The organism is Pseudomonas leptonychotis, from assembly GCF_004920405.1.
Lineage (GTDB): Bacteria > Pseudomonadota > Gammaproteobacteria > Pseudomonadales > Pseudomonadaceae > Aquipseudomonas > Aquipseudomonas leptonychotis.
Window position 1 is genome coordinate 1 of the sequence record NZ_RFLV01000007.1, and the last position, 22,481, is coordinate 22,481.

The window sequence follows — 22,481 nt, forward strand, 5'->3', positions numbered from 1 at the left end:
CCTCGTTCAGTGACCTGCTTGACGGCTTCAATTTTGAATTCTTCGGGATAACGCGAGTTACTCATGGCACCTCCTAGTGGGCCGTATTATGAGGCTTGGAGGTGTCTACGAAACTAGGGGCGATTCATACAGCTCAGTGGCCCATCAGCCAGTGCTGGTGCGGGCCGGGCAGGGTCCACAGGCCGAAGAGGATTACCAGAATACCGCCGGCCATGCGTACGCCCTGCTTGCGCAGCAGGGCGGTTAGACGTTCGGCGGCCATGCCGGTGGCCAGCAGCACCGGCAAGGTGCCCAGGCCGAAGGCCAACATCAGCGCCGCGCTGCTCAACGCATTGCCCTGGCTCGCGGCCCATAACAGGGTGCTGTAGACCAGGCCGCAGGGCAGCCAGCCCCACAGGCTGCCCAGTACCAAGGCACGCGGTAGGCTGGTGACGGGCATAAAGCGTCGGGTCAGCGGTTGGATATACCGCCACAGGCCTCTGCCCAGCGCTTCGATACGGGTCAGACCGCTCCACCAGCCGGCCAAGTAGAGGCCCATGGCAATCAGCAGCAGCGCTGCAACAATGCGTAGGCCCATGACCAGAGGGCTATTGGCGACTGCCCAGCCGGCCAGACCGAGCAGTAAGCCGGCCAGCGTGTAACTGGAAATGCGCCCCAGGTTATAGGCCAGCAGCAGGCGAAAGCGTTGGGCGCGCTGCTCGGCTGGGATGGCCAGGGTCAGCGCGCCCATCAGGCCGCCGCACATGCCCAGGCAATGGCCGCCGCCGAGCAGGCCGAGAATCAGTGCTGAAACCAGCAGTGGCAGCAACTCAAACACCAGGCTTGTCCTGTTCGGGTTGAGGCTCGTCGAGTTGCTGCACCTGGCTTACGGCTGCAGTGTGCTTGGGGTCTTCGTCGTCGAATAGGATGCTGTGGGCGGGGCCGTCGAGGTCATCGTACTGGCCGCTGTCTACCGCCCAGAAGAACAGCCAGATGGCAAAGGCCACCAAGGCAATGGCAACCGGGATGAGGATGTAGAGCGCGGGCATGGAGTCTCCGGGTTGGGGCGAGACGTAGGGTGAATCGGGCGCGTAGCTGGCGTTTTTTACATCCACCCTGGTCACGCTGTGGTGGATCGGTGACGCGTGATCCACCCTACGGGCGGGTTAGCCGCAAGGCATTCAATACCACCAACAATGAGCTGACGGACATGCCCAGTGCGGCCCAGATTGGCGTGATCCAGCCAATGGCTGCGAAGGGCAGTACTAGGCCATTGTACAGACTGGCCCAGGTCAGGTTCTCGATGATAATCCGGCGGGTTCGTTGCGCCATGTGTAATGCCTGTACCAGGCTGCTTAAACGATTAGACAGCAACACGGCATCAGCGCTGGTTTTCGCCAGGTCGGTGGCGCTGCCCATGGCTATGCTGATATCGGCGGCGGCGAGTACCGGTACATCATTGACCCCATCCCCCAGCATCAGCACCCGGCGACCCTCACTGTGCAGTTGCTTAAGCACGTCCAGCTTGGCCTCCGGGGGCAGGCCACCGCGGGCATCCTTGATGCCCAATTGCCGCGCCACCTCTGCCACCATGGGCGAGCTGTCGCCGGACAACAACATGATCTGCCAGCCTTTGGCCTTGGCCATTTCGATCAGTTGCGGTGCATCGTCGCGCAGGCGGTCATCCAGAACGAACCAGGCCAGTGGTCCTTGTTCATCGCCCAGCAGCAGCCATTGGCCGTGTTCGCCGCTAATCGCAGGGGCGGGTTGAGTGCTGAGTTTGCAGACAAAACTGGCCTCGCCGATGCGCAGTACACGCGCACCCACTCGCCCCTGTAAACCCTGGCCTGGATAGCTATCGACTGCTTCGGCGGCTTCAGGGGCCTGACCGAAGGCGCGGGCAATCGGGTGTTCGGAGCGGTTTTCCAAGGCAGCCGCCAGGGCCAGGCAGGCGTCGGCATCCAGCTCGCGCAGGGGGTGGATGGCGCTGAGGGTCAGGCGGCCTTCGGTGAGGGTGCCGGTCTTGTCCAGCACCAGGGTGTCGATCTGGTTCAGGCCTTCTAGTACATGACCGCGGGTTAGCAGCATGCCCAGTTTGTGCAGCGACCCGGTCGCTGCGGTGAGTGCGGTGGGGGTGGCCAAGGCGAGTGCGCAAGGGCAGGTGGCGACCAGCAAGGCCAGGACGATCCAGAACGCCCGTGAAGGGTCGAGTTGCCACCAGACCAGGCCAACGATGGCGGCGACCACCAGTACGATCAGCAGGAACCACTGCGCGACCTGGTCGGCCAATACCGCCAGGCGCGGTTTGTCGCTCTGCGCCCGTTCCAGGAGACGGACGATGGCGGACAACCGCGTGGCATCGCCGAGTGCCTGCACTTGCACCTGCAACGGCCCTTCGACGTTGAGTGTGCCGGCGGTGACACTGTCGCCGACATTACGCGGCTGTGGCAGGTATTCACCGGTGAGCAGCGATTCATCGACGCTCGACTGGCCCTGTGCAATCCGGCCATCAGCGGGAAGTAGGGCGCCGGGTGGCACCAGCACCTGATCGCCGACGCGCAGCTCGCTGAGCAGAATCCGCTGGCTTTGACCCTGGCTATCTAAGCGCAGGCAGGACGCCGGCAACAGGTTGACCAGCTGCGCGGTGGCGGCGGCTGTGCGCTCACGGGCGCGGCGTTCCAGATAACGGCCGGCCAGGAGAAACAGAGCAAACATGCCCACGGCATCGAAATACAACTCGCCCTGGCCGGTGATCGTCGACCAAATACCGGCCACATAGGCCCCGCCAATCGCCAGGGACACCGACACATCCATGGTCAAGTGACGGGTGCGCAGATCACGCAGGGCGCCGCGGAAGAATTGGCCGCAGCAGTAGAAGACAATCGGTGTGGTGAGAAACAGGCTGACCCAACGCAGAATCTTGTCCAGCTCGGGGCTGAGATCGATGTTGAATTCTGGCCAGGTGGCCATGGTCGCCATCATCACCTGCATCCACAGCATGCCGGCCACGCCCAGTTCGCGCATGGCGCGGCGGTTCTCGCGTTGCAATTGCTCGGCGGCGGCATCGGCCTGCCAGGGGTGGGCGGCGTAGCCAATCTTGCGCAGCGCCTTGAGCAGGCTGCTGAGTGGCAATTGGCTGTCGGCCCAGCGCACGTGCAGGCGGTGGTTGGACAGGTTGAGGGACGCCTCGCTGACGCCAGGCAGTTCGCGCAGGTGTTTCTCAATCAGCCAGCCACAGGCTGCACAGCTGATGCCTTCGATCAGTAGGTGGGTTTCACTGAGTTCGCCGTCATGCTCGACAAAGGGCTGCTGCACGTCAGTGCGGTCATACAGGGCCAGCTCATCGGGCAACGCCTGCGGCAGGTTTTGCGGATTACCGGCACGTTGGCTGCGGTGCGTGTAGTAGTGCTCCAAGCCGCCGTCGACGATGGCTTCGGCCACTGCCTGGCAGCCCGGGCAGCACATTTCGCGGGTTGCGCCCAGTACCTGGGCCTGGAACCGGCTGCCGGTGGGAACCGGCAGGCCACAGTGATAACAAGGAGTCGGGCTGGCCATCGGTGCGCTTATTGGGCATCCCCGAGCTGGATGTTTTGCCCGCTCTGTACGTTTTCTTCTTCGAACAGGCGCCAGTCCTTGCCGCCTTCCTGGCCGATCAGTTCGACAAAGCGGCGACCTTGTACCGGATCGATCATCTGCCCGCTGTAACTGCCATCGGCCTGTGGCTGCAGAATCACCCGACGGTCGCGTTCCGGCTGGGTTGGCGAGATCAGGTTAAGCACCAGCTGTTGAGGGCGGCTATTGCCGCTCAGCTGCAGGGTGGCGGTGCCGTTGTCATCGTTGAGCAGCAGGCTGGCGTGCAGCTTGAGGCGAATGGCGTGGTTTTCCCGCTCCAAGGACTGGTTGATGCCTTTGCCGACGTCGTAATAGTCATCGGAAATCAGCCCTGGCGGGTTCTTCGTGGCGATGGTCAGCAGGGTTAACCCTTGGATGACTGAGTAAGCCAGCAGGCCAATCAGGAACCAGGGCCAGAATTGCTTGTACCAGGGCTTAATCATCTCAGGCGTTTGTTCGGTCATGGTCTTCTCTGCTCAGCGCACGCTGGGGCCGATAAAGCGGCTGTCGGCGTCGGTTTTAATGCTGGGGTTATCCACCGAATGCAGGCGGAAGCTGATTTCATTGGCGCTTGAAGGTAACTTTTCCGGCTCGATGGACAACTCGACAGGCAGCGACAGGATTTCCCCCGCCAATGCTTTGATTTCGCGTTTGCCCTCATACACCAAGCCGTCGAGGCCATCGGCTTCGATCAGGTAGGTCACTTCGTGTTGCGCCTTGTTCATGATCTTGAGGGTGTAAACGTTCTCGATCCGGCCTTCTTCGTTTTCGCGGTAGAGCACGCGGTCCTTGAGTACATCCAGCTCCACCAGCGAGCGGTCGGCGATGGCCCAGGCGAAGACGCAGAACATCGCCAGCAAAGCGATGGCGTAACCAATCAGGCGTGGCCTTACCAGCTGGGTTTTTTGCCCGGACAGGTTGTGTTCGGTGGTGTAGCTGATCAGCCCTTTGGGGTAGTTCATCTTCTCCATGATGCTGTCGCAGGCGTCGATACAGGCGGCGCAGCCGATGCATTCAACTTGCAGGCCATCGCGAATATCGATGCCGGTCGGGCAGACATGCACGCACATCTTGCAGTCGATGCAATCGCCTAGGCCTTCCGCTTTGTAGTCGGCATCACGTTTACGTGGGCCGCGCTGTTCGCCGCGACGTGGGTCGTAGGAGACGATCAGGGTGTCCTGGTCGAACATCACGCTCTGAAAGCGCGCATAGGGGCACATGTAGATGCACACTTGCTCGCGCAGATAACCGGCGTTGCCGTAGGTGGCGAGGGTGAAGAAACCCACCCAGAACAGCGCCCAGCCGCCCGCTTGCAGGGTGAACAGTTCGGGGATCAGTTCGCGAATCGGCGTGAAGTAGCCAACGAAGGTGATGGCGGTGACCAGCGAGACGCCGACCCAGATGCCGTGCTTGGCCAGCTTGCGCAGAAATTTCTGCGAGGTCATCGGTGCTTTGTCGAGCTTCATGCGTTGGTTGCGATCACCTTCGGTGACCTTCTCCGCCCACATGAACACCCAGGTAAATACGCTTTGTGGGCAGGTGTAACCGCACCACACGCGGCCGGCGAATACGGTGATAAAAAACAAGCCGAAGGCGGCAATGATCAGCAGTGCCGAGAGCAGTACAAAATCCTGCGGCCAATAGGTGGCACCAAAGATATGAAATTTGCGCTCCGGCAGGTTCCACCAGACGGCCTGACGGCCATTCCAGGTCAACCATACGGTGCCGAAGTACAACAGGAAGAGGGCTGCGCCACCGAGCATGCGCAAGTTGCGGAAAATGCCGGTGAAGGAGCGGGTATAGATTTTTTCGCGGTTGGCGTACAGGTCAACAACTTCGACCTTTGCCTGGGTAGGGGTGATGTCTTTAACGGGAATTTGTGCGCTCATCAGTTCGTACCACGGCGGTTGATTGGCTGCCTGTGCCGATGCGTGCCGACAGAGGTCATACGGGCTCTTGCGCTATGGTACGCCTGACGATTGTCAGGTAGGTGCGACCTGCAGTCGCGCCTACCTGAGTGAGAGCATTACTTCTCGAGTTTTGCTTGCGACAGGCTGTAAACGTAAGCCGCCAGCAGATGCACTTTATCGTTGCCGAGGAAGTCCTCCTGGGCGGGCATCTTGCCGTTACGGCCATAGCGCAGCGTTTGTTGCACTTGAGCGAAGCTGGAACCGTAGAGCCAGATTTTGTCGGTCAGGTTGGGTGCGCCCATGGCCTGTTGGCCCTTACCTTCAGCGCCATGACAGACTGCACAATTGGTCGCGAAGATGTTTTGACCTGCGGCAAGGTCAACCTCAATACCTTCCGGATTCTTTAAACCAGACAGGGTGCGGATATAGCCGGCAACGTTGCGGATGCCTTCTTCACCAATGCTGTCTTTCCACGCAGGCATTGCTGCCTGACGACCGCCCATGATGGTGGTTTTGATGGTTTCCGGTTCGCCGCCATACAGCCAATCGTTGTCGGTCAGGTTCGGGAAGCCATAGGCACCCTTGGCGTCGGAGCCGTGGCAGACCGAGCAGTTGGACGCAAACAGACGACCGCCCATTTTCAGCGCTTGCTCGTCCTGTGCCACTTGCTCGATCGGCATGGCAGCGTATTTGGCGAAGATCGGGCCGTACTGAGCATCAGCTTTGGCCATCTCTTTTTCCCACTGATGCACACCGGTCCAGCCCGCATTGCGCTCTACACCACCGGCAATTTCGATATTGGTGGCGAAGGGGGTTTTGCTGTCGCTGTCGAGGTATTCGAAGCCCGGCAGCAGGCCTTTCCAGTTACCCAGGCCTGGGTACAGGGCCAGGTAGCCGAGGGCGAAGATGATGGTGCCGACGAACAGCATGAACCACCACTTAGGCAACGGGTTGTCGAACTCTTCGATACCGTCGAAGGCGTGGCCGACAGTTTCTTCGGTGGTTTCTTCGCGCTGGCCCTTACGGGTGCCGAAGATCAGCCAAGTCAGGGCAAAGATGGTGCCCAGAGACAGAATGGTTACGTACCAACTCCAGAACGTGGTCATTGGTTATTGCTCCTGGAAGATTGCTCGTCACGATCAACGGGTTTTGGATCATCGGCGAAAGGCAGGTTGGCCGCTTCATCGAAGCTCGATTTACGCTTGCTGCTATAGGCCCAGAGCACTACGCCAATAAAGGCGATAAACACCACTGCTGTGCCTATGCCGCGAATGGTCCCGACGTCCGTGAGGAAAGAAGGCATCGTGCGTTACCGCTTGTTCTTGATGGAGGTGCCAAGAACCTGCAGGTACGCCACCAGGGCGTCCATTTCGGTCTTGCCTTTTACTGCGTCTTTGGCCCCGGCGATGTCTTCATCGGTGTAAGGGATGCCAAAACCACGCATAACTTCCATCTTCTTGGCGGTGTCCTTGCCGTCGAGCTTGTGCTCAACCAACCATGGGTAGGCTGGCATCTTCGACTCAGGCACGACGTTGCGCGGGTTGTACAGGTGCGCTCGCTGCCACTCATCCGAGTAACGACCGCCTACGCGTGCCAAGTCTGGCCCGGTACGCTTGGAGCCCCACAGGAACGGGTGATCCCAGACGCTTTCACCAGCAACCGAGTAGTGACCGTAACGCTCGGTTTCAGCACGGAACGGACGAATCATCTGCGAGTGGCAGCCGACACAACCGTTGGCAATGTACACATCGCGGCCTTCCAGCTGCAGCGCGGTGTAGGGCTTGAGGCCTTCCACCGGCTCGTTGGTGACGTCCTGGAAAAACAGCGGCACGATTTGAGTCAGGCCGCCGATGCTGACGGCGAGAACCATCAGCAGCGCCATCAGGCCGATATTTTTCTCAATGATTTCGTGTTTCATCAGTGCGCTACTCCGACTGGGATCTGTGCAGCTACTTCATATTCAGAAGCTTTAGCGGCACGCACGGTGCGGTAGGTGTTGTAAGCCATCAGCAGCATGCCGGCGACGAAGAATGCACCGCCAATCATGCGCACCACATAACCTGGATGGCTGGCTTCCAGCGCTTCAACGAAGGAGTAGGTGAGGGTGCCGTCTTCGTTGACTGCACGCCACATCAGGCCCTGGGTGATGCCGTTGACCCACATCGAGGCGATGTACAGCACGGTGCCGATAGTGGCCAACCAGAAGTGAGCGTTGATCAGACCGACGCTGTGCATCTGCGGGCGACCAAAGACCTTAGGCAGCAGGTGGTACAGCGCGCCGATGGAGATCATCGCTACCCAGCCGAGCGCGCCGGCGTGTACGTGGCCGATGGTCCAGTCGGTGTAGTGAGACAAGGCGTTGACGGTCTTGATCGCCATCATCGGGCCTTCGAAGGTCGACATGCCGTAGAACGCCAAGGAAACCACCAAGAAGCGCAGGATTGGGTCGGTGCGCAGCTTATGCCAGGCGCCAGACAGGCTCATCATGCCGTTGATCATGCCGCCCCAGCTTGGCGCCAGCAGGATGATCGACATCGCCATACCGAGGGACTGTGCCCAATCCGGCAGTGCGGTGTAGTGCAGGTGGTGCGGACCGGCCCAGATGTACAGGGTGATCAGCGCCCAGAAGTGCACGATGGATAGGCGGTAGGAATAGATCGGACGCTCGGCCTGCTTGGGTACGAAGTAGTACATCATCCCCAGGAAACCGGTGGTCAGGAAGAAGCCTACCGCGTTGTGGCCGTACCACCACTGGATCATCGCGTCAGTCGCACCGGCGTAGGCCGAGTAGGACTTGAACAGGCTCACCGGAACGGCCGCGCTGTTGACGATGTGCAGCATCGCCGTGACCAGGATGAAGGCACCGTAGAACCAGTTGCCAACATAGATGTGCTTGGTCTGGCGCTTGACGATAGTGCCGAAGAACACCACCGCATAGGCGATCCAGACGATGCCCAGCAGGATATCGATTGGCCACTCGAGCTCGGCGTATTCCTTGGAACCGGTGAAACCCATTGGCAGGGTGATCACCGCAGCGACGATCACGGCTTGCCAACCCCAGAAAACGAAGGCTGCCAGGCTGTCAGAAATCAGGCGAACCTGACTGGTGCGTTGCACCACATAGAACGACGTTGCCATCAGCGCACATCCGCCAAAAGCGAAAATCACGGCGTTGGTGTGCAGCGGACGCAGACGGCCGAAGCTCGTCCATTCCATGCCTAAGTTGAGTTCAGGCCACACCAACTGTGCAGCGATGAAAACACCTAAGGACATGCCAATGACTCCCCAAATCACCGTCATGACGGCGAACTGGCGAACCACTTTGTAGTTATAAGCAGTCGGGCTGATTGCTGTGCTCATTATGGGTTCCACGGTTAATGGATTTTTTAGGGGCAAAAATCGGCGGCAAGTATGTAGAAAGCAGGTTCTTATTGCAACGACACATGCCGTCACAATAAGGCTTTCAGGGCTGTCGGCAAGCATGCGTGGCCGCTTGTATAGAGCATTGCCACAAGCAATAAACAGCTAACAGACACAGCGCAAAGATGGGAATCGCCTTGGAGTTATGACACGTGGCGACTGCTGACAAGATTAGCGCATGTGGAGGGTTGCGCGTGCACTTGGTCGGGCGGGTGCGACTCTGGGTCGCACAGCGTGGAGGCCTGTTCAAGGGCGGGAGAGATGTTGGCCTATGCTGGCGACCGGGTCGCCAGCAGGATGCTGCGGCTTTAACTAGTCAGCTGTGGCGGCATTCGGGTGTTTTTGGCTCAGGCTTAGGACATAAGCGGCTAGCAGATGGACTTTGTCGTTGCCCAGATACTGCTCTTGCGCCGGCATTTGGCCGTTGCGGCCGTGGCGGATGGTTTGTTGCAGCTGCGCCAGGCTACTGCCGTAGATCCAGCCCGCTGGGCTGGTCAGGTCCGGCGCACCAAGTATGGCCATGCCTTTGCCTTCTACGCCGTGGCAGGCCAGGCAGTTGGCGGCATAAATGGCAGCGCCTTGTTCCAGGTCGAAGCGCTTATCGGCGGGTAGCGGCAAGCCGGCCAGGTCCTTGCGCACGTAAGCGGCAACCTGCTGCACGCCGTCTTCACCAATAACCGCAACCCAGGCCGGCATCGCGCCCATGCGGCCATTGAGGATGCTGGTTTTGATCACATTAGGCTCGCCACCCCAGCGCCAATGGCTGTCTGTCAGGTTGGGGAAGCCCACTGCGCCCTTGGCGTCGCTGCCGTGGCAGACCGAACAATAGGTGGCAAACATACGCCCGCCCATTTTCAGGGCCTGCTCGTCGTTGGCTACTTCTTCCAGAGGCATGGCCGCGTATTTGGCGAATATCGGTCCATACAGTTCGTCAGCTTTGTCGACTTCACGCTGCCATTGCTTGACCTGGGTCCAGCCGCCTTCATAGCCCGGCAGCAGGCCTTTCCAGTTGCCCAGGCCGGGATAAAGGGCCAGGTAAGCCACCGAGAAAATCAGGGTGCCGAGAAACAGCATGAACCACCACTTGGGCAGCGGATTGTCGTATTCCTCGATGCCATCGAAGGAATGGCCCATGGTCTGCTCGGTTGGGTTTTTATGAACCTCGCTTTTGCGGGTCGCGAAAATCAGCCAGAACAGGGCGAGCAGGGTGCCGACGGTCAGCACTGTGATGTACCAGCTCCAGAACGTGCTCATGGGGTTGTGCTCCTTGGTGTAGCCAGCTTGGGTTCATCGGCAAAGGGCAGCAGGGCGGCCTGGTCGAAGTCCGCATGGCGTTTGCCGCTGTAAGCCCACAGGGTGACGCTGGTGAAGGACAGCAACACCAGCGCCGTGCCGATGCCGCGTACGGTTCCAATATCCAATGCGCCGATCGCAATAAGTTCGAATGACATGGCGCTACCTCTTGTTCTTCACGGCAATGCCGAGCACTTGTAGGTAAGCAACGACCGCATCCATTTCGCTTTTGCCTTTGACGGCCTCGCTGGCCCCGGCGATGTCTGCGTCGTTGTAAGGCACGCCGAGTAGGCGCAGGGCCTTCATCTTGGTGGGCGTGTCCTGGCCGTCGAGGGTGTTTTCCACCAACCAGGGGTAGGCCGGCATTTTCGACTCAGGTACCACGTTGCGCGGGTTATACAGGTGCGCGCGCTGCCATTCATCCGAGTAGCGACCGCCTACGCGGGCCAGGTCCGGCCCGGTGCGCTTGGAGCCCCAGAGAAAGGGGTGGTCGTAAACGCTTTCCCCAGCCACCGAGTAGTGGCCATAGCGTTCTGTTTCGGCGCGAAATGGGCGGATCATCTGCGAATGGCAGCCGACACAGCCTTCGCGGATATAGATGTCGCGTCCCTCCAATTGCAGCGCGGTGTAAGGTTTGAGGCCGGCTACCGGCTCATTGGTGACGTCCTGAAAGAACAGCGGGACGATCTGCGTCAATCCGCCGATGCTCACGGCCAGGACCATCAATAACGCCATCAGGCCGATGTTCTTCTCGAGTAATTCGTGTCTCATCAGTGCACTCCCTCAAGCGAAAACTGCGCGGCGGCGTTCATCTCAGCAGCCTGGGTATGGCGCACGGTTTGCCATACGTTCCAGGCCATCACCAACATGCCGGCGAAGAAGATCGTGCCGCCGATGACCCTTACGACAAAGCCGGGGTGGCTGGCTTCCAGCGCTTCAACGAAGGAGTAGGTGAGGGTGCCGTCTTCGTTGACAGCTCGCCACATCAAGCCCTGGGCGATGCCGTTAACCCACATCGAGGCGATGTAGAGCACGGTGCCGATGGTGGCGAGCCAGAAATGCACGTTGATCAGGGCGATGCTGTGCATTTCCTCGCGGCCAAAGACTTTCGGCAGCATGTGATAGAGCGCGCCGATAGAAACCATGGCAACCCAGCCCAGTGCGCCAGCATGCACGTGGCCGATGGTCCAGTCGGTATAGTGGGACAGGGCGTTGACGGTTTTGATCGCCATCATCGGACCTTCGAAGGTCGACATGCCGTAGAACGCCAGGGAGACCACCAGAAAGCGCAGGATCGGATCGGTGCGCAACTTATGCCAGGCCCCCGAGAGGGTCATCATGCCGTTGATCATGCCGCCCCAGCTGGGGGCCAGCAGCACCAGCGACATCACCATGCCCAGACTTTGCGCCCAATCGGGCAGGGCGGTGTAGTGCAGGTGGTGGGGGCCGGCCCAGATGTACAGGGTGATCAGTGCCCAGAAATGCACAATCGACAGGCGATAGGAGTAGACCGGGCGCCCGGCCTGTTTGGGCACGAAGTAATACATCATGCCGAGAAAGCCGGCGGTGAGGAAAAAGCCCACGGCGTTATGGCCATACCACCACTGGATCATCGCGTCGGTGGCCCCGGCATAAACCGAGTAAGACTTGGTCAGGGTGACGGGTATTTCCAGGTTATTGACCAGGTGCAGCAGCGCCACGGTAAGGATAAAACTACCGAAGAACCAGTTGCCGACATAGATGTGGCTGACGTTGCGTTTGATGATTGTGCCGAAGAACACTACGGCGTAGCTGACCCAGACGATGGTAATCAGGATGTCGATCGGCCATTCCAGCTCGGCGTACTCCTTGGAGCTGGTCCAGCCCATGGGCAGGCTGATGGCGGCCAGGACAATCACCAGTTGCCAACCCCAGAACGTGAAAGCCGCGAGTCTGGGTGCAAACAGGGTGGCATGTGAGGTGCGCTGCACCGCGTAATAGCTGGCGGCAAATAACGCGCAACCGCCAAAGGCGAAGATCACCGCGTTGGTGTGCAGCGGGCGCAGACGGCCAAAGCTGGTCCACGGCAGGTCGAAGTTAAGCGCGGGCCAGGCCAGTTGCGCGGCGATAAACACGCCGAGCCCCATCCCGACAATGCCCCACACCACCGTCATGATGGCGAATTGGCGCACCACCTTATAGTTGTAGGCGCTGCTGCTGGTCGTGTTCATCTGTGAGGGCTTCCATCCAGGGTTATAGGCCAATCAATCAAAATCAGCGGCTGCGGGCCTGTACGATCAGTGCCGCAGTCCAACCGATTCTTTAAGCGAGGCAAGCATGAGCAAAGGGCGCGAGACGGGTATTGACGAAGATCAATGCCTGCAAGGGCAAAGTGACGGCGATTGGTTGTGGGATCGCCCGCTTGGCCAGGCGGACGCCACCTTGATTCTGGCCCACGGTGCAGGCGCGCCGATGGACAGCGACTTTATGCAGCAGATGGCGCAAAGCCTTGCCGCACGTGGAGTTGCGGTGCTGCGCTTTGAGTTCGCCTATATGGCAACGCGGCGTCTGGATGGCAAGAAACGCCCGCCCAACCCGCAGGCCCAGTTGTTAGCGCAATGGCGCGCGGTGTATGCCCGTGTGCGCCAACAGGTCGCAGGGCCGCTGGCTATCGGTGGAAAATCGATGGGCGGGCGCATGGCCAGCCTGCTGGCTGATGAGCTGGGCGCCGAGGCGCTGGTATGCCTGGGTTATCCCTTTTATGCAGTCGGCAAGCCGGAAAAACCGCGTGTCGCGCACCTGGCCGAGCTGCGCACACCAACGCTGATCATTCAGGGCGAACGCGATGCATTGGGCAATCGTCAGGCGGTGGCCGACTACGCGTTATCTGAAGCGATCCGGGTGCACTGGTTAACGGCAGCCGACCATGACCTTAAACCGTTGAAAAGCTCAGGCTTTAGCCATGAACAACACATGTCGGCCGCCGCCGATGTGACGGCTGCTTTTCTTTGCAAGAAGCAAGCTTTCAGCGAATAAGTGCTATTCCTACTAAAACACTAGGACTTTGCCGGCGCGGGTGAGTGGCGTACACTGCGCCCATGTTTGCGAGGAGTTGCCATGAGCACCATTACCATTACCGACGCGGCCCACGATTATCTGGCTGACCTGCTGAGCAAGCAGAACACCCCGGGCATCGGCATTCGCGTATTTATCACCCAGCCGGGCACCCAGTACGCCGAAACCTGCATTGCCTATTGCAAGCCGGGCGAGCAGAAGGCTGAAGACACGGCCCTGGGCCTGGCCACCTTTACTGCCTGGATCGATGCCGTCAGCGAGCCGTTCCTCGACGATGCCGTGGTTGATTACGCCACCGACCGCATGGGCGGCCAGCTGACCATCAAGGCGCCGAACGCCAAAGTGCCGATGGTCAATGAAGACAGCCCGCTCAATGAGCGCATCAGCTACTACCTGCAGACCGAGATCAATCCTGGTTTGGCCAGCCATGGCGGCGAAGTCAGCCTGATCGACGTGGTTGAAGATGGCATTGCCGTGCTGAAGTTTGGCGGTGGTTGCCAGGGTTGCGGCCAGGTTGACCTCACGCTTAAAGAAGGTATCGAGAAAACCTTGCTGGAGCGGATCCCCGAACTCAAAGGGGTGCGTGATGTGACTGACCACAGCATCAAGGAAAATGCCTACTACTAAGTAGATGGCTAAATAAAATGCCCGCGTTCTGCGGGCATTTTTTATGGGGGCGATTATTTTGTTTATCAGCGATTCGCGGCTAAAGCCCCGCCCACAACGATCGGCACGTTGCTACTGACTTACTGCCCATCTTGGTTTCGGTGGGAGGGGCTTTAGCCGCGACGCATACAGCGCCGCCGCAGTCTAGGTGCGAGACTTGCGCCGCTCCAGCACCTCGGTCGCCCGTGCGCGCAGTTGCCCGCAGCCGCCGTCAATGTCCTGACCTGCCGAATTGCGCACCTTGGTCAGCACGCCACGGCTGTGCAGATAACGCACGATCTGCACGATACGGTCGCCATCGGGGCGCTGGAATTCATCGGCCTCCAGGCTGTTGTAGGGGATCAGGTTCATGATCGCGTACTTGCCCTTGAGTAGCCGCAGGATGCCGTCCATTTCCTCTTGGCTGTCATTGATGCCCTTGAGCAGCGTCCATTGGTACTGGATCGGGTAATCGATCTGCCGCGCATAGGCTTCGCCCAGCTCAACCAACTCTTCAGGGTCAATTCGCGGTGCGCGCGGCAGCAGGTGCTGGCGCAGTTCGGCATCGGTGCTGTGCAGCGATAGCGCTAGGGCCGGTTTGACTTGCTGCTGCGGCAAGCGCTCGAATACCCGAGGGTCACCCACGGTGGAGAACACCAGGTTGCGTTGGCCAATGCCGCCCTCGGTGCCGAGTAGGTTGATTGCCTCCAGCACGTTGTCGAGGTTGTGTGCCGGCTCGCCCATGCCCATAAACACTACTTTCTTCACCGGGCGAAAGCGCCGGGCTAGGGCCACCTGAGCAAGAATCTCGCTGGTCGTCAGTTGGCGCAGCAGGCCGCTCTTGCCGGTCATGCAGAACACACAACCCACCGCACAACCGACCTGGCTGGACACACACAGGCCATCGCGTGGCAGCAGCACACTTTCCACCATTTGCTTGTCGGCCAGCTCCACCAGCAAGCGTGCCGAGCCGTCGCGGGCCGGGTGCTCTGAACTCAGCTGGGCTAGCCCATCGAGTTCGTTGCTTATCTCGGGCAGGGCATTACGCACCGCCAGCGGCAGGAAGTTCTCGGTTTTCTGGTTGCGGGTACCGGTATCCAGCGGCTTGCCACCCAGCCAGGCACGGGTAATGCGCCCGATATGCATGGGTTTGGCACCGAGGTCGGTGAGACGCTGGTGGAATTCGTCGATGGTCATGGGGCGCGCATGCTACCACTGTGCCTTGAGGGGGCGAAGTGGGCCTGCTCGACGGCGCAGGGCCGTCGAGCAATGGATTATTCGGGCTGTACGCGAATGGCCAGCGCCGAGCTCAGGCGGATCATTACCTGGCGGTTGAGGTGCTCGGTTTTGAGTTGTACATCAGGCCGTACCTTTACCGTTTTACGGGTGCCGTCGCCGAACTCAAGCGTGGCGGTCTGTTGGGTGGTATCAATGGCTTTGACCACGGCAATGATCTCGACGCTTTCGGCAACCAACATGCCTGGCTTGGCGTTGGCCGGTGTTGTGGCGAGTATATCGGCAGCGCTGTCTGTGCTGGCTGTAGCGGTATCGCGTAAGTAAATCATCTGCTCCAGAACGACGGTAGCATTAACCTTGTCGCCGACTTTTAAGCGCTGGAGATCGATCATCTCTGAGCTGGCTTTGAAATCGCGTTGGTGGCCTTGCGCATCCTCCAGGGTGACACTGCTGGTGGCGTAGTTGATGGCGCTGACCACGGCGTTGATCTCTTCAACCTGAGTTGCCACCCCGCCTGGGACGCCCTCTTGGGTGATCTGGGTGGCACGGCTATCGTTGCTTAGCGCTTCATTCTGAACCTGCTTGCTACAGGCTGTGAGCAGGACGCTGCTAAGGATTAAGAGGCTCAGATAATTAAGAGTGGGCATGCACGTTTCCTGAGAATCAGTGGGGTTGAGTGTGGCGAATTTCGTAGACGGCATCTTCGCTGCGCATCGGCGTCAGGTGAATGGAGTAGCGCGGCCCTGGCTGGCCCAACACCATTTCATTCAACTGGTACTGCACATTGAGTTTCAAGTAGCTGACTTGTGCCGGTTTGAGGGTGAGCGTTTGCTCGATATCGCGTGGCTCCCACTTGGCGGCGGGGCTCAGACCGGTGACGCGCACGCTGTGTTTTCCAGGTGCCAGCTCGATATGTTGATGGCTGTTAAATTTCAGCATGCCAATGCTCTGGCCGTCGATGAAGACTTCCGGGTAGTCGTAACGCAGCGGCTGCATCAGGCCTGGGTTGCTGGCTTGCGGGCGGTACAAATAAAGCACCGCGCGTTGTGGGCTGGATGGCTGCACGGCCTCGAAGTATTTAGGCGTGCTGCAACCGGTCATCAATAGGGGCACAAGCAGCAGTAGCCGAAGGTGCATAGGGCATCCTTGTCCGGGCAGGGTTGTACAGAGAGTAATACCGGCCTGGGGCGGCTGATCGGCTAAGGTTAGCTGGCAATGCATCCGCTTGCTAGCGCGGGCTGTGCTATGGTCGCGCCCGGAAAAATGTGTGGGGACACAGCATGAAATATATACACCAGCGCGAACATCTCAACGAAGACGACATCGTTGAGATCGTTTGCTCGCAAACCTGCAATATTCGCCTGATGAGCGATGCCAACTTTCGCAGCTTCAAAAATGGTGGTCGACACACCTATCACGGCGGCGCGTTCGACACCTTTCCGGCGAAGATTACCGTACCCAGCAGCGGTTTCTGGAATATCACCATCGATACGGTTTCGCGTCGCGCGGTCAGTGTCACGCGTAAGCCGACGCTCAAGCACTCCATCAAGATTGTGCGCAAATCGCCGTCACGCTTGAGCTGACAGCTGCGTTAACGCCACACAACAGAAAGCCCGCCATAAGCGGGCTTTCTGTTGTGTGCATGGCTCAGGCGGGTTTGGCCGCTGCGGTTGGCCGCACGACCAGCCACAGGGCAATGGCGATCAGCACGCCGCCATACAGATAGGCCCAGGACAAGGGCTCATCCAGCAGCAGTGCGCCCCACAGCACGCCAAAGGGCGGGATCAGGAAGGTGGTGGTGCTGGCTTTGATCGGGCCAATGTCGCTGAGTAGGCGAAAGTACAGCACGTAGGCAAACGCGGTACAGACAAAGCCAAGCCCTGCGAGCGACAGCCACACGTTGAGCCCGCCCCAGTTGGCTGGCGGTTGGATCAGTAAAGAGCCGCCGAACAACGGCAGCAGAAACAGGCTGGCACCACACAGGCTGGCGAACGCGGTCAGGCGGTTATCCAGGCCGCCTTGCAGGCCGATCCAGCGCCGCGTAAGAAAGCCGGCAAAGCCATAACAGGCGGTGGCCACCATGCAGGCGGCTGCGCCGAGCAGTAGCGTCAGGTCAAACTCCACTGGGCCGGTGCGGGTTAGCACGGCCACACCAAACAGGCCGATGGCGACGCCGGCGATCTTGCTCAGGGTCAGTGCTTCGGCGAAGAACAGCATACCGATCATCACGCTCATCATCGGCGTGGTGGCATTCAGGATGGCCGAGTAGCCTGCCGGTAACACCAGTGCGGCCATGCAATACATGGCCGAAGGCAGGCCTGCATTGATCACGCCGAGCACCAGGCAGTGCTTGAGTTTGCCGTTGAAATCCCAGCGCACGCGCATCAGCAGCAGAATTATCAGTAAGCCGAGCATGCCGAGGCTGGCGCGAAAGAATGCGGTTGGCATGCTGCCCAGCACCGGCGCGACAATACGCATAAACAGGAAGCTTGCCCCCCAGATGGCGGCAAGCAGCAGCAGGCGTACTAGATCGGCAAGGCGCACAAACAGGCTCCACGGCGGTGAAATGGCCGAGCAGTGTTGCTGGGCCGCGGGGTTAAGGCAATCCGAAATACGCTTTAAAATGGCTGATCGGCAATATTTCGTCGTAGATAAGCGCCTGTGTATGCATTGCCGGCTTTTACTTGGCGCAGTCACTGGATAAGCTCGGCGGATTATTCGCATTTCATCCGTAGGGGTTTGTTTATGCCACAGCAATGGCCGGCCAGCGCGATTGCCGCGCTTATCCTCGAAGGTTTCGACGATTACCGCGAGCAGTTCCGTCAGATCACCAACGGTGGACGGGTGCGTTTCGAACAGGCGCAGTGGCAGGAAATTCAGCAGGCCTCAGCGGCGCGAATTGCCTTGTATGAAGAGTGTGTCAGTGCGGTCAGTGAGCGGTTGCGCGAGGCGCATGAGGCTGAGGTATTGCTCGATGTGGCGCAGTGGCCTCTGGTCAAGTCGGCCTACATCACCTTGATCAACCTACGTGATGACGATGAACTGGCGGAAACATGGTTCAACTCGATTTTTTGCGGGTTGTTCAGCCATGACCAGATCAATGACGGCTGCATGTTTATTCACACCACGCGCCCGGCGCTGCGGGTTAATGAGCGTACGCCGCAAACCCGCTTGTACGAGCCCAATGGCGATATTGAACATGCCTTGCGGCAGATTTTTGAGGACTTCAGTTTCGAAGTTGGCTATGAGGATTTAGAGCGCGATCTGGCGCGCCTGCTCAAGCAGCTGCGCGACAACCTGCCAGATTGGGTGTGCAAGGATCCGGACCTGCGCATTGAGCTATTCGCCTCGCGGTTATACCGCAACAAAGGGGCGTACCTGGTGGGGCGTATTTACACCCGCGATGAGCAATGGCCGCTGGTGATTCCACTCCTGCACCGTGAAGAACAGGGTATTCAGATTGATGCGCTGATCACCGACGAGGCGGAGGTGTCGATCATCTTTTCCTTTACGCGCTCCTATTTCATGGTGCGGGTGGGTTATCCGGCGGAGTTCGTCAGCTTTCTCAAGCGCATTTTGCCGGGCAAACACATTGCCGAGCTGTACACCTCGATTGGGTTCTACAAGCACGGCAAGTCGGAGTTCTACCGCTCGCTGATCAACCACCTGGCGACCACCGATGACAAATTCGTCATGGCTCCGGGTGTGCGCGGCATGGTGATGAGCGTGTTTACCCTGCCGGGTTTCAACACTGTGTTCAAAATCATCAAGGATCGCTTCGCACCGTCGAAGAACGTCGACCGCGCCACGGTGATTGAGAAGTACCGGTTAGTGAAAACCGTCGACCGGGTAGGGCGCATGGCCGATACCCAAGAGTTTGCCGATTTTCGTTTCCCGCTGAGCAAGTTTGATCCCGAGTGCTTGGCTGAATTGCTCGAGGTAGCCCCGGCTACTGTTGAGGTCAACGGCGACATCGTGCTGGTGCGCCACTGCTGGACTGAGCGACGGATGACGCCGCTGAATATTTATGTGGAAAGTGCCAGTGCTGCCCAGGTGCGTGAGGCCTTGGACGATTATGGTCTGGCCATCAAGCAGCTGGCAGCGGCCAATATCTTTCCCGGTGACATGCTGCTGAAGAACTTTGGCGTGACCCGTCACGGCCGGGTGGTTTTCTACGACTACGACGAAATTTGCTACCTGACCGAGGCCAATTTTCGGCGTATTCCCCAGGCGCGCTACCCGGAAGACGAAATGTCTTCCGAGCCCTGGTACTCGGTGGCACCGCTGGATGTATTTCCCGAGGAATTCCCGCCGTTTTTGTTTGCCGATAAGCAGCAACGCCAGCTGTTCAGCGAGCTACACGGCGACCTCTATGACGCCGATTACTGGAAAGGCCTGCAGGAGGCGATTCGTGCTGGCAAGGTGATCGACGTCTTCCCTTACCGGCGTAAAGATCAGGCCGACAAAGAGTATTGAGCCGCGTGCGGCTGTCACCCTGCGGCATTGCAGTCAGTATCTGGCTGCTGGCGGGCAGTGTCGGGGTGCAGGCGACCGAGCCCGATGGTGCGGTGGTCGAACTGGCTCCGCTGCTGATCACCACCCCTCGTAGTCATGCGCGCTGGCTAAGCGCGCCGGTTGCGGTCACGGTGGTCGAAGCCGGTACGGCACCGGGTGAACAAAGCCTCACCTTGGATAGCATGCTGGCGCGCGTACCGGGCGTGTTCAGTCTCAATCGTTACAACCTGGCTCAAGGATTGCGCCCGGCGATTCGTGGCTTCGGCGCGCGCGGTAATTTCGGCGTGCGTGGCATTCGGGTGCTGGTCGACGGCGTGCCCTTGACCATGCCGGATGGGCAAACTGAGCTGGACGGCCTGGACCTGGGCTTGGTCGAACGCATGGAGGTGTTGCGCGGCCCCGCTTCGGTGCTCTACGGCAATGCCGCTGGTGGTGTGCTGGCAATTGAAACCCGCGAGCCGCCGACTTTGCCCTCGATGCAGCTGGACCTGAGCGCGGCTGGCCTGGGTTACCAGCGCATGCGCAGCGAGATCGGCGGCAGCGACGGTAATCTGGGTGGTTTGCTGGCATTTAACAGCACCGTTTTAGAAGGTTATCGCGAGCACAGCCAGGCGCAGACCAACAGCTTCACCGGCAAGCTGCGCTGGTATGCGCCGAACGGACGTCTGCGCTTGAACTTCAACGCTATCGACAATCGCGCCGAAGACCCAGGTGGCCTGACCGCCACCGAGGTGAAGGCGGATCGCCGGCAGGCGGCGCCGAATAATTTGCGCTTCAACGCCGATGAATATATCCGTCAGCAGCGTCTGGGCTTGGTGTGGGATGGCTACGCGGCGGGCGCCGATCAATATCAGTTGCGCAGTTACCTGGGGCACCGTGAGTTCGGCAATATGTTGGGGTTTACCACGAGTGGGCAGACGACCTTTGACCGTTATTTCAGTGGGGTTGGCGGGCAATACAGCCATTACCGCGAACTGATCGGCATGCCCCATAAAATCACCACAGGCTTTGATCTTGAGGCGCAGCGTGATGATCGCCGCCGCTATGACAACCTGTTGGGCGAGCGTGGGCAGTCCCGTCAGCAGCAGGATGAGTCAGCGCTTAGCCAAGGGTTGTTTATTGAGGATCAAGTTGACCTGAGTGAGCAGTGGCAGGCCACCCTTGGGCTGCGGTATGACCAGGTGCGTTTGGCGACGGATGATGCCTATCTGGCCGATAGCCGTGATGATTCAGGCTCACGCAGCTTGGAGGACTGGAACTACAGCGCCGGTCTGAGTTACCGCTTTACCCCGCAGCAATCGCTGTATGCGCGCCTGGCCAGCTCCTTTGAAACGCCAACGATTAACGAACTGGCGAACCCCCAGGGCGCTGGGTTCAATGGCGCGTTGCAACCGGCCCAGGCGTTAAGTCGCGAGCTGGGTATTAAAGGCGAATGGCCCTCACTGCGTTATGCCCTGGCGCTTTACCGGATTGATCTTGAAGATGAGCTGGTGGCGTTCAGTTTGCAGGCCCAACCGGGACGTAACTTCTATCGCAACGCCGGTGAGTCGCGCCGTGATGGCGTGGAGTTAAGCCTGGATTGGCAGCTTACCGATGCCTGGCGTGGGTCCATGGCGTATGCCTACAACCGCTACCGGTTTATCGACTACCGAGTGGCAGCCGGCGACTTTTCCGGCAAGCATACCCCCGGCATTCCCAAGCAAACTTTTTTCAGTGAGCTGGCTTACGAGCATCAAGAGGGCTATGTGCGCCTGGGTGTGACGGCTCAGGCACGGGTGTATGCCAACGGTGCCAATACGCAGTCAGCTCCAGGCTTTGCTTTGCTCAACTTACGCCTAGGCAAACGCCTGCAACTCGGTGAGCAAAGTTTGGAGCCTTACCTGGGCATCGATAACCTGCTGGGGCGTGAGTACTTCGATAACGTGCGGGTCAACGATGGTAACGCGCGCTATTTTGAACCAGGGCCTGGGCGCACCCTGTATGCAGGGTTGCGTGTGCTGTTCTAGCTGTTTTGGCAACGCAGGCGGCAGCTTCAGCTGTTCTGAACTAGGCTAAATAGTGAAGTCCAAGCACGTGTTTGATGCCCTCGATTGGAGGCTGTTTATGAACACCAAGTTCTGCATTGCCCTGTTTGAGCTGTTGGTTGCCCTTGGGTTGTATGAGCGGCCACAACTGCAACCCGTTCCTGTGCGCAGCCACGCGCGTAGTGCCCAATCGCGCCCTGCGCGACACTGAGTTCGCAGACCTTCGGTCTCTGCTCAGGTTGTACCTGGTGCTAGCCACTGCGCCTTGATGGTTGCACTTAATCCTACGTGCTCGTTTTAACGCAGCCCTTGCTGTGTGTGGGTATTGCTGTGCTGGACCTACAGCAACATTTATGTAAATAGCAAAGACAGGGATAGCCTCGATGCGCCAGAACCTTCCAGTGACTCAGCGGGAAAAAACCTTCTCGCCGAAAGAACGCCTTATTTCCACCACTGACCTCAATAGCGTGATCACCTACTGCAATGATGCCTTTGTTGAAGTCAGTGGTTTCACCCGCGAAGAGTTGCTCGGCCAGCCGCACAATTTGGTCCGCCATCCCGACATGCCACCTGCGGTTTTTGCTCATATGTGGGACACCATCAAACAGGGCAAGCCCTGGATGGGGATCGTAAAAAACCGTTCGAAAAATGGCGATTTCTACTGGGTCAGCGCGTACGTGACGCCGATCTATGAAAATGGCCGGGTAGCGGGTTATGAATCAGTGCGCTCTTTGCCCGATGAGGCGCAGAAGCGGCGCGCAGAAAAACTCTATGCGCGCCTGCGTGAAGGCAA

23 protein-coding genes and 1 pseudogene are annotated in these 22,481 nt (G+C 59.2%); 7 read left to right on the forward strand and 17 right to left on the reverse strand.

Annotated elements, in window-relative coordinates; translation table 11 throughout:
- Nucleotides 1-133: 133 nt before the first annotated feature.
- From D8779_RS20075 to ccoN (D8779_RS20135), 13 genes are all read right to left on the reverse strand, one after another.
- Entirely contained in the window at nt 134-817 is a 684-nt protein-coding gene (locus D8779_RS20075; protein WP_136666390.1) for a sulfite exporter TauE/SafE family protein, read from the reverse strand.
- Nucleotides 810-1,028, reverse strand: coding sequence for a cbb3-type cytochrome oxidase assembly protein CcoS (gene ccoS, locus D8779_RS20080; protein WP_136666391.1), 219 nt, complete (start codon nt 1,026-1,028; stop codon nt 810-812). The genes D8779_RS20075 and ccoS overlap by 8 nt, the downstream gene beginning before the upstream one ends.
- A gap of 106 nt (nt 1,029-1,134) precedes the next feature.
- On the reverse strand, nt 1,135-3,534 hold the full coding sequence (locus D8779_RS20085; RefSeq protein ID WP_136666392.1) for a heavy metal translocating P-type ATPase: 2,400 nt from the start codon (nt 3,532-3,534) through the stop codon (nt 1,135-1,137).
- An 8-nt stretch (nt 3,535-3,542) separates the two neighbouring features.
- Nucleotides 3,543-4,055, reverse strand: coding sequence for a FixH family protein (locus D8779_RS20090; RefSeq protein WP_136666393.1), 513 nt, complete (start codon nt 4,053-4,055; stop codon nt 3,543-3,545).
- Between the two features lie 12 nt (nt 4,056-4,067).
- Nucleotides 4,068-5,480: a cytochrome c oxidase accessory protein CcoG gene (gene ccoG / locus D8779_RS20095; protein ID WP_136666394.1), complete on the reverse strand. Its 1,413-nt coding sequence runs from the start codon at nt 5,478-5,480 to the stop codon at nt 4,068-4,070.
- 137 nt (nt 5,481-5,617) lie between these two features.
- The gene (ccoP, locus tag D8779_RS20100; RefSeq protein ID WP_136666395.1) at nt 5,618-6,607 is read right to left on the reverse strand and encodes a cytochrome-c oxidase, cbb3-type subunit III; all 990 of its coding nucleotides are present in this window, start codon (nt 6,605-6,607) and stop codon (nt 5,618-5,620) included.
- Nucleotides 6,604-6,804 (reverse strand): cbb3-type cytochrome oxidase subunit 3, encoded by a 201-nt coding sequence (locus D8779_RS20105; RefSeq protein ID WP_136666396.1) that lies wholly within the window; start codon nt 6,802-6,804, stop codon nt 6,604-6,606. The genes ccoP (D8779_RS20100) and D8779_RS20105 overlap by 4 nt, the downstream gene beginning before the upstream one ends.
- A gap of 6 nt (nt 6,805-6,810) precedes the next feature.
- On the reverse strand, nt 6,811-7,419 hold the full coding sequence (gene ccoO / locus D8779_RS20110) for a cytochrome-c oxidase, cbb3-type subunit II (protein WP_090256144.1): 609 nt from the start codon (nt 7,417-7,419) through the stop codon (nt 6,811-6,813).
- Nucleotides 7,419-8,861, reverse strand: coding sequence for a cytochrome-c oxidase, cbb3-type subunit I (ccoN, locus tag D8779_RS20115; RefSeq protein WP_136666397.1), 1,443 nt, complete (start codon nt 8,859-8,861; stop codon nt 7,419-7,421). The genes ccoO (D8779_RS20110) and ccoN (D8779_RS20115) overlap by 1 nt, the downstream gene beginning before the upstream one ends.
- 372 nt (nt 8,862-9,233) lie before the next feature.
- The gene (gene ccoP / locus D8779_RS20120; RefSeq protein WP_136666398.1) at nt 9,234-10,175 is read right to left on the reverse strand and encodes a cytochrome-c oxidase, cbb3-type subunit III; all 942 of its coding nucleotides are present in this window, start codon (nt 10,173-10,175) and stop codon (nt 9,234-9,236) included.
- On the reverse strand, nt 10,172-10,372 hold the full coding sequence (locus D8779_RS20125) for a cbb3-type cytochrome oxidase subunit 3 (protein WP_136666399.1): 201 nt from the start codon (nt 10,370-10,372) through the stop codon (nt 10,172-10,174). Before D8779_RS20125 ends, ccoP (D8779_RS20120) begins: the two co-directional genes overlap by 4 nt.
- Before the next feature lie 4 nt (nt 10,373-10,376).
- Complete coding sequence (ccoO, locus tag D8779_RS20130; protein WP_167492607.1) at nt 10,377-10,985, reverse strand: cytochrome-c oxidase, cbb3-type subunit II; 609 nt, start codon at nt 10,983-10,985, stop codon at nt 10,377-10,379.
- Nucleotides 10,985-12,424 (reverse strand): cytochrome-c oxidase, cbb3-type subunit I, encoded by a 1,440-nt coding sequence (ccoN, locus tag D8779_RS20135; protein WP_136666401.1) that lies wholly within the window; start codon nt 12,422-12,424, stop codon nt 10,985-10,987. The genes ccoO (D8779_RS20130) and ccoN (D8779_RS20135) overlap by 1 nt, the downstream gene beginning before the upstream one ends.
- A 106-nt stretch (nt 12,425-12,530) precedes the next feature.
- Here ccoN (D8779_RS20135) and D8779_RS20140 point away from each other — a divergent pair, with 106 nt between their 5' ends.
- Both D8779_RS20140 and nfuA read left to right on the forward strand, forming a co-directional pair.
- Nucleotides 12,531-13,229: an alpha/beta family hydrolase gene (locus D8779_RS20140; RefSeq protein ID WP_240789783.1), complete on the forward strand. Its 699-nt coding sequence runs from the start codon at nt 12,531-12,533 to the stop codon at nt 13,227-13,229.
- Between the two features lie 81 nt (nt 13,230-13,310).
- Nucleotides 13,311-13,895, forward strand: a complete 585-nt coding sequence (nfuA, locus tag D8779_RS20145; protein ID WP_136666402.1) for a Fe-S biogenesis protein NfuA — start codon at nt 13,311-13,313, stop codon at nt 13,893-13,895.
- A gap of 183 nt (nt 13,896-14,078) precedes the next feature.
- On the opposite strand, the gene D8779_RS20150 is transcribed toward nfuA, so the two are convergent.
- The 3 genes from D8779_RS20150 to D8779_RS20160 all read right to left on the reverse strand — a co-directional run bounded on the left by D8779_RS20150 (nt 14,079) and on the right by D8779_RS20160 (nt 16,286).
- Nucleotides 14,079-15,110 carry an RNA methyltransferase gene (locus tag D8779_RS20150; protein ID WP_136666403.1) on the reverse strand — a complete coding sequence of 344 codons (1,032 nt, stop codon included), beginning with the start codon at nt 15,108-15,110 and terminating at the stop codon, nt 14,079-14,081.
- A 77-nt stretch (nt 15,111-15,187) separates the two neighbouring features.
- Nucleotides 15,188-15,796 (reverse strand): hypothetical protein, encoded by a 609-nt coding sequence (locus D8779_RS20155; RefSeq protein ID WP_136666404.1) that lies wholly within the window; start codon nt 15,794-15,796, stop codon nt 15,188-15,190.
- 16 nt (nt 15,797-15,812) lie between these two features.
- Nucleotides 15,813-16,286, reverse strand: coding sequence for a DUF2846 domain-containing protein (locus D8779_RS20160; protein ID WP_167492608.1), 474 nt, complete (start codon nt 16,284-16,286; stop codon nt 15,813-15,815).
- 143 nt (nt 16,287-16,429) lie between these two features.
- On the opposite strand from D8779_RS20160, the gene D8779_RS20165 reads away from it, so the two are divergent.
- Nucleotides 16,430-16,732, forward strand: coding sequence for a DUF1883 domain-containing protein (locus tag D8779_RS20165; protein ID WP_136666406.1), 303 nt, complete (start codon nt 16,430-16,432; stop codon nt 16,730-16,732).
- A gap of 64 nt (nt 16,733-16,796) precedes the next feature.
- Here the strand turns inward: D8779_RS20165 and D8779_RS20170 are convergent, their stop codons facing one another.
- Entirely contained in the window at nt 16,797-17,693 is an 897-nt protein-coding gene (locus tag D8779_RS20170) for a DMT family transporter (RefSeq protein WP_136666407.1), read from the reverse strand.
- Between the two features lie 201 nt (nt 17,694-17,894).
- Here D8779_RS20170 and aceK point away from each other — a divergent pair, with 201 nt between their 5' ends.
- The 4 genes and pseudogenes from aceK to D8779_RS21200 all read left to right on the forward strand — a co-directional run.
- Complete coding sequence (gene aceK, locus D8779_RS20175) at nt 17,895-19,625, forward strand: bifunctional isocitrate dehydrogenase kinase/phosphatase (protein ID WP_136666408.1); 1,731 nt, start codon at nt 17,895-17,897, stop codon at nt 19,623-19,625.
- A gap of 5 nt (nt 19,626-19,630) precedes the next feature.
- Nucleotides 19,631-21,670: a TonB-dependent receptor family protein gene (locus D8779_RS20180; RefSeq protein WP_240789784.1), complete on the forward strand. Its 2,040-nt coding sequence runs from the start codon at nt 19,631-19,633 to the stop codon at nt 21,668-21,670.
- A 97-nt stretch (nt 21,671-21,767) separates the two neighbouring features.
- Nucleotides 21,768-21,899 (forward strand): PA1414 family protein, encoded by a 132-nt coding sequence (locus D8779_RS20955; protein WP_276605896.1) that lies wholly within the window; start codon nt 21,768-21,770, stop codon nt 21,897-21,899.
- A 172-nt stretch (nt 21,900-22,071) separates the two neighbouring features.
- Nucleotides 22,072-22,353: pseudogene (locus D8779_RS21200) on the forward strand (PAS domain-containing protein); the annotation flags it as partial.
- Nucleotides 22,354-22,481 lie beyond the last annotated feature (128 nt).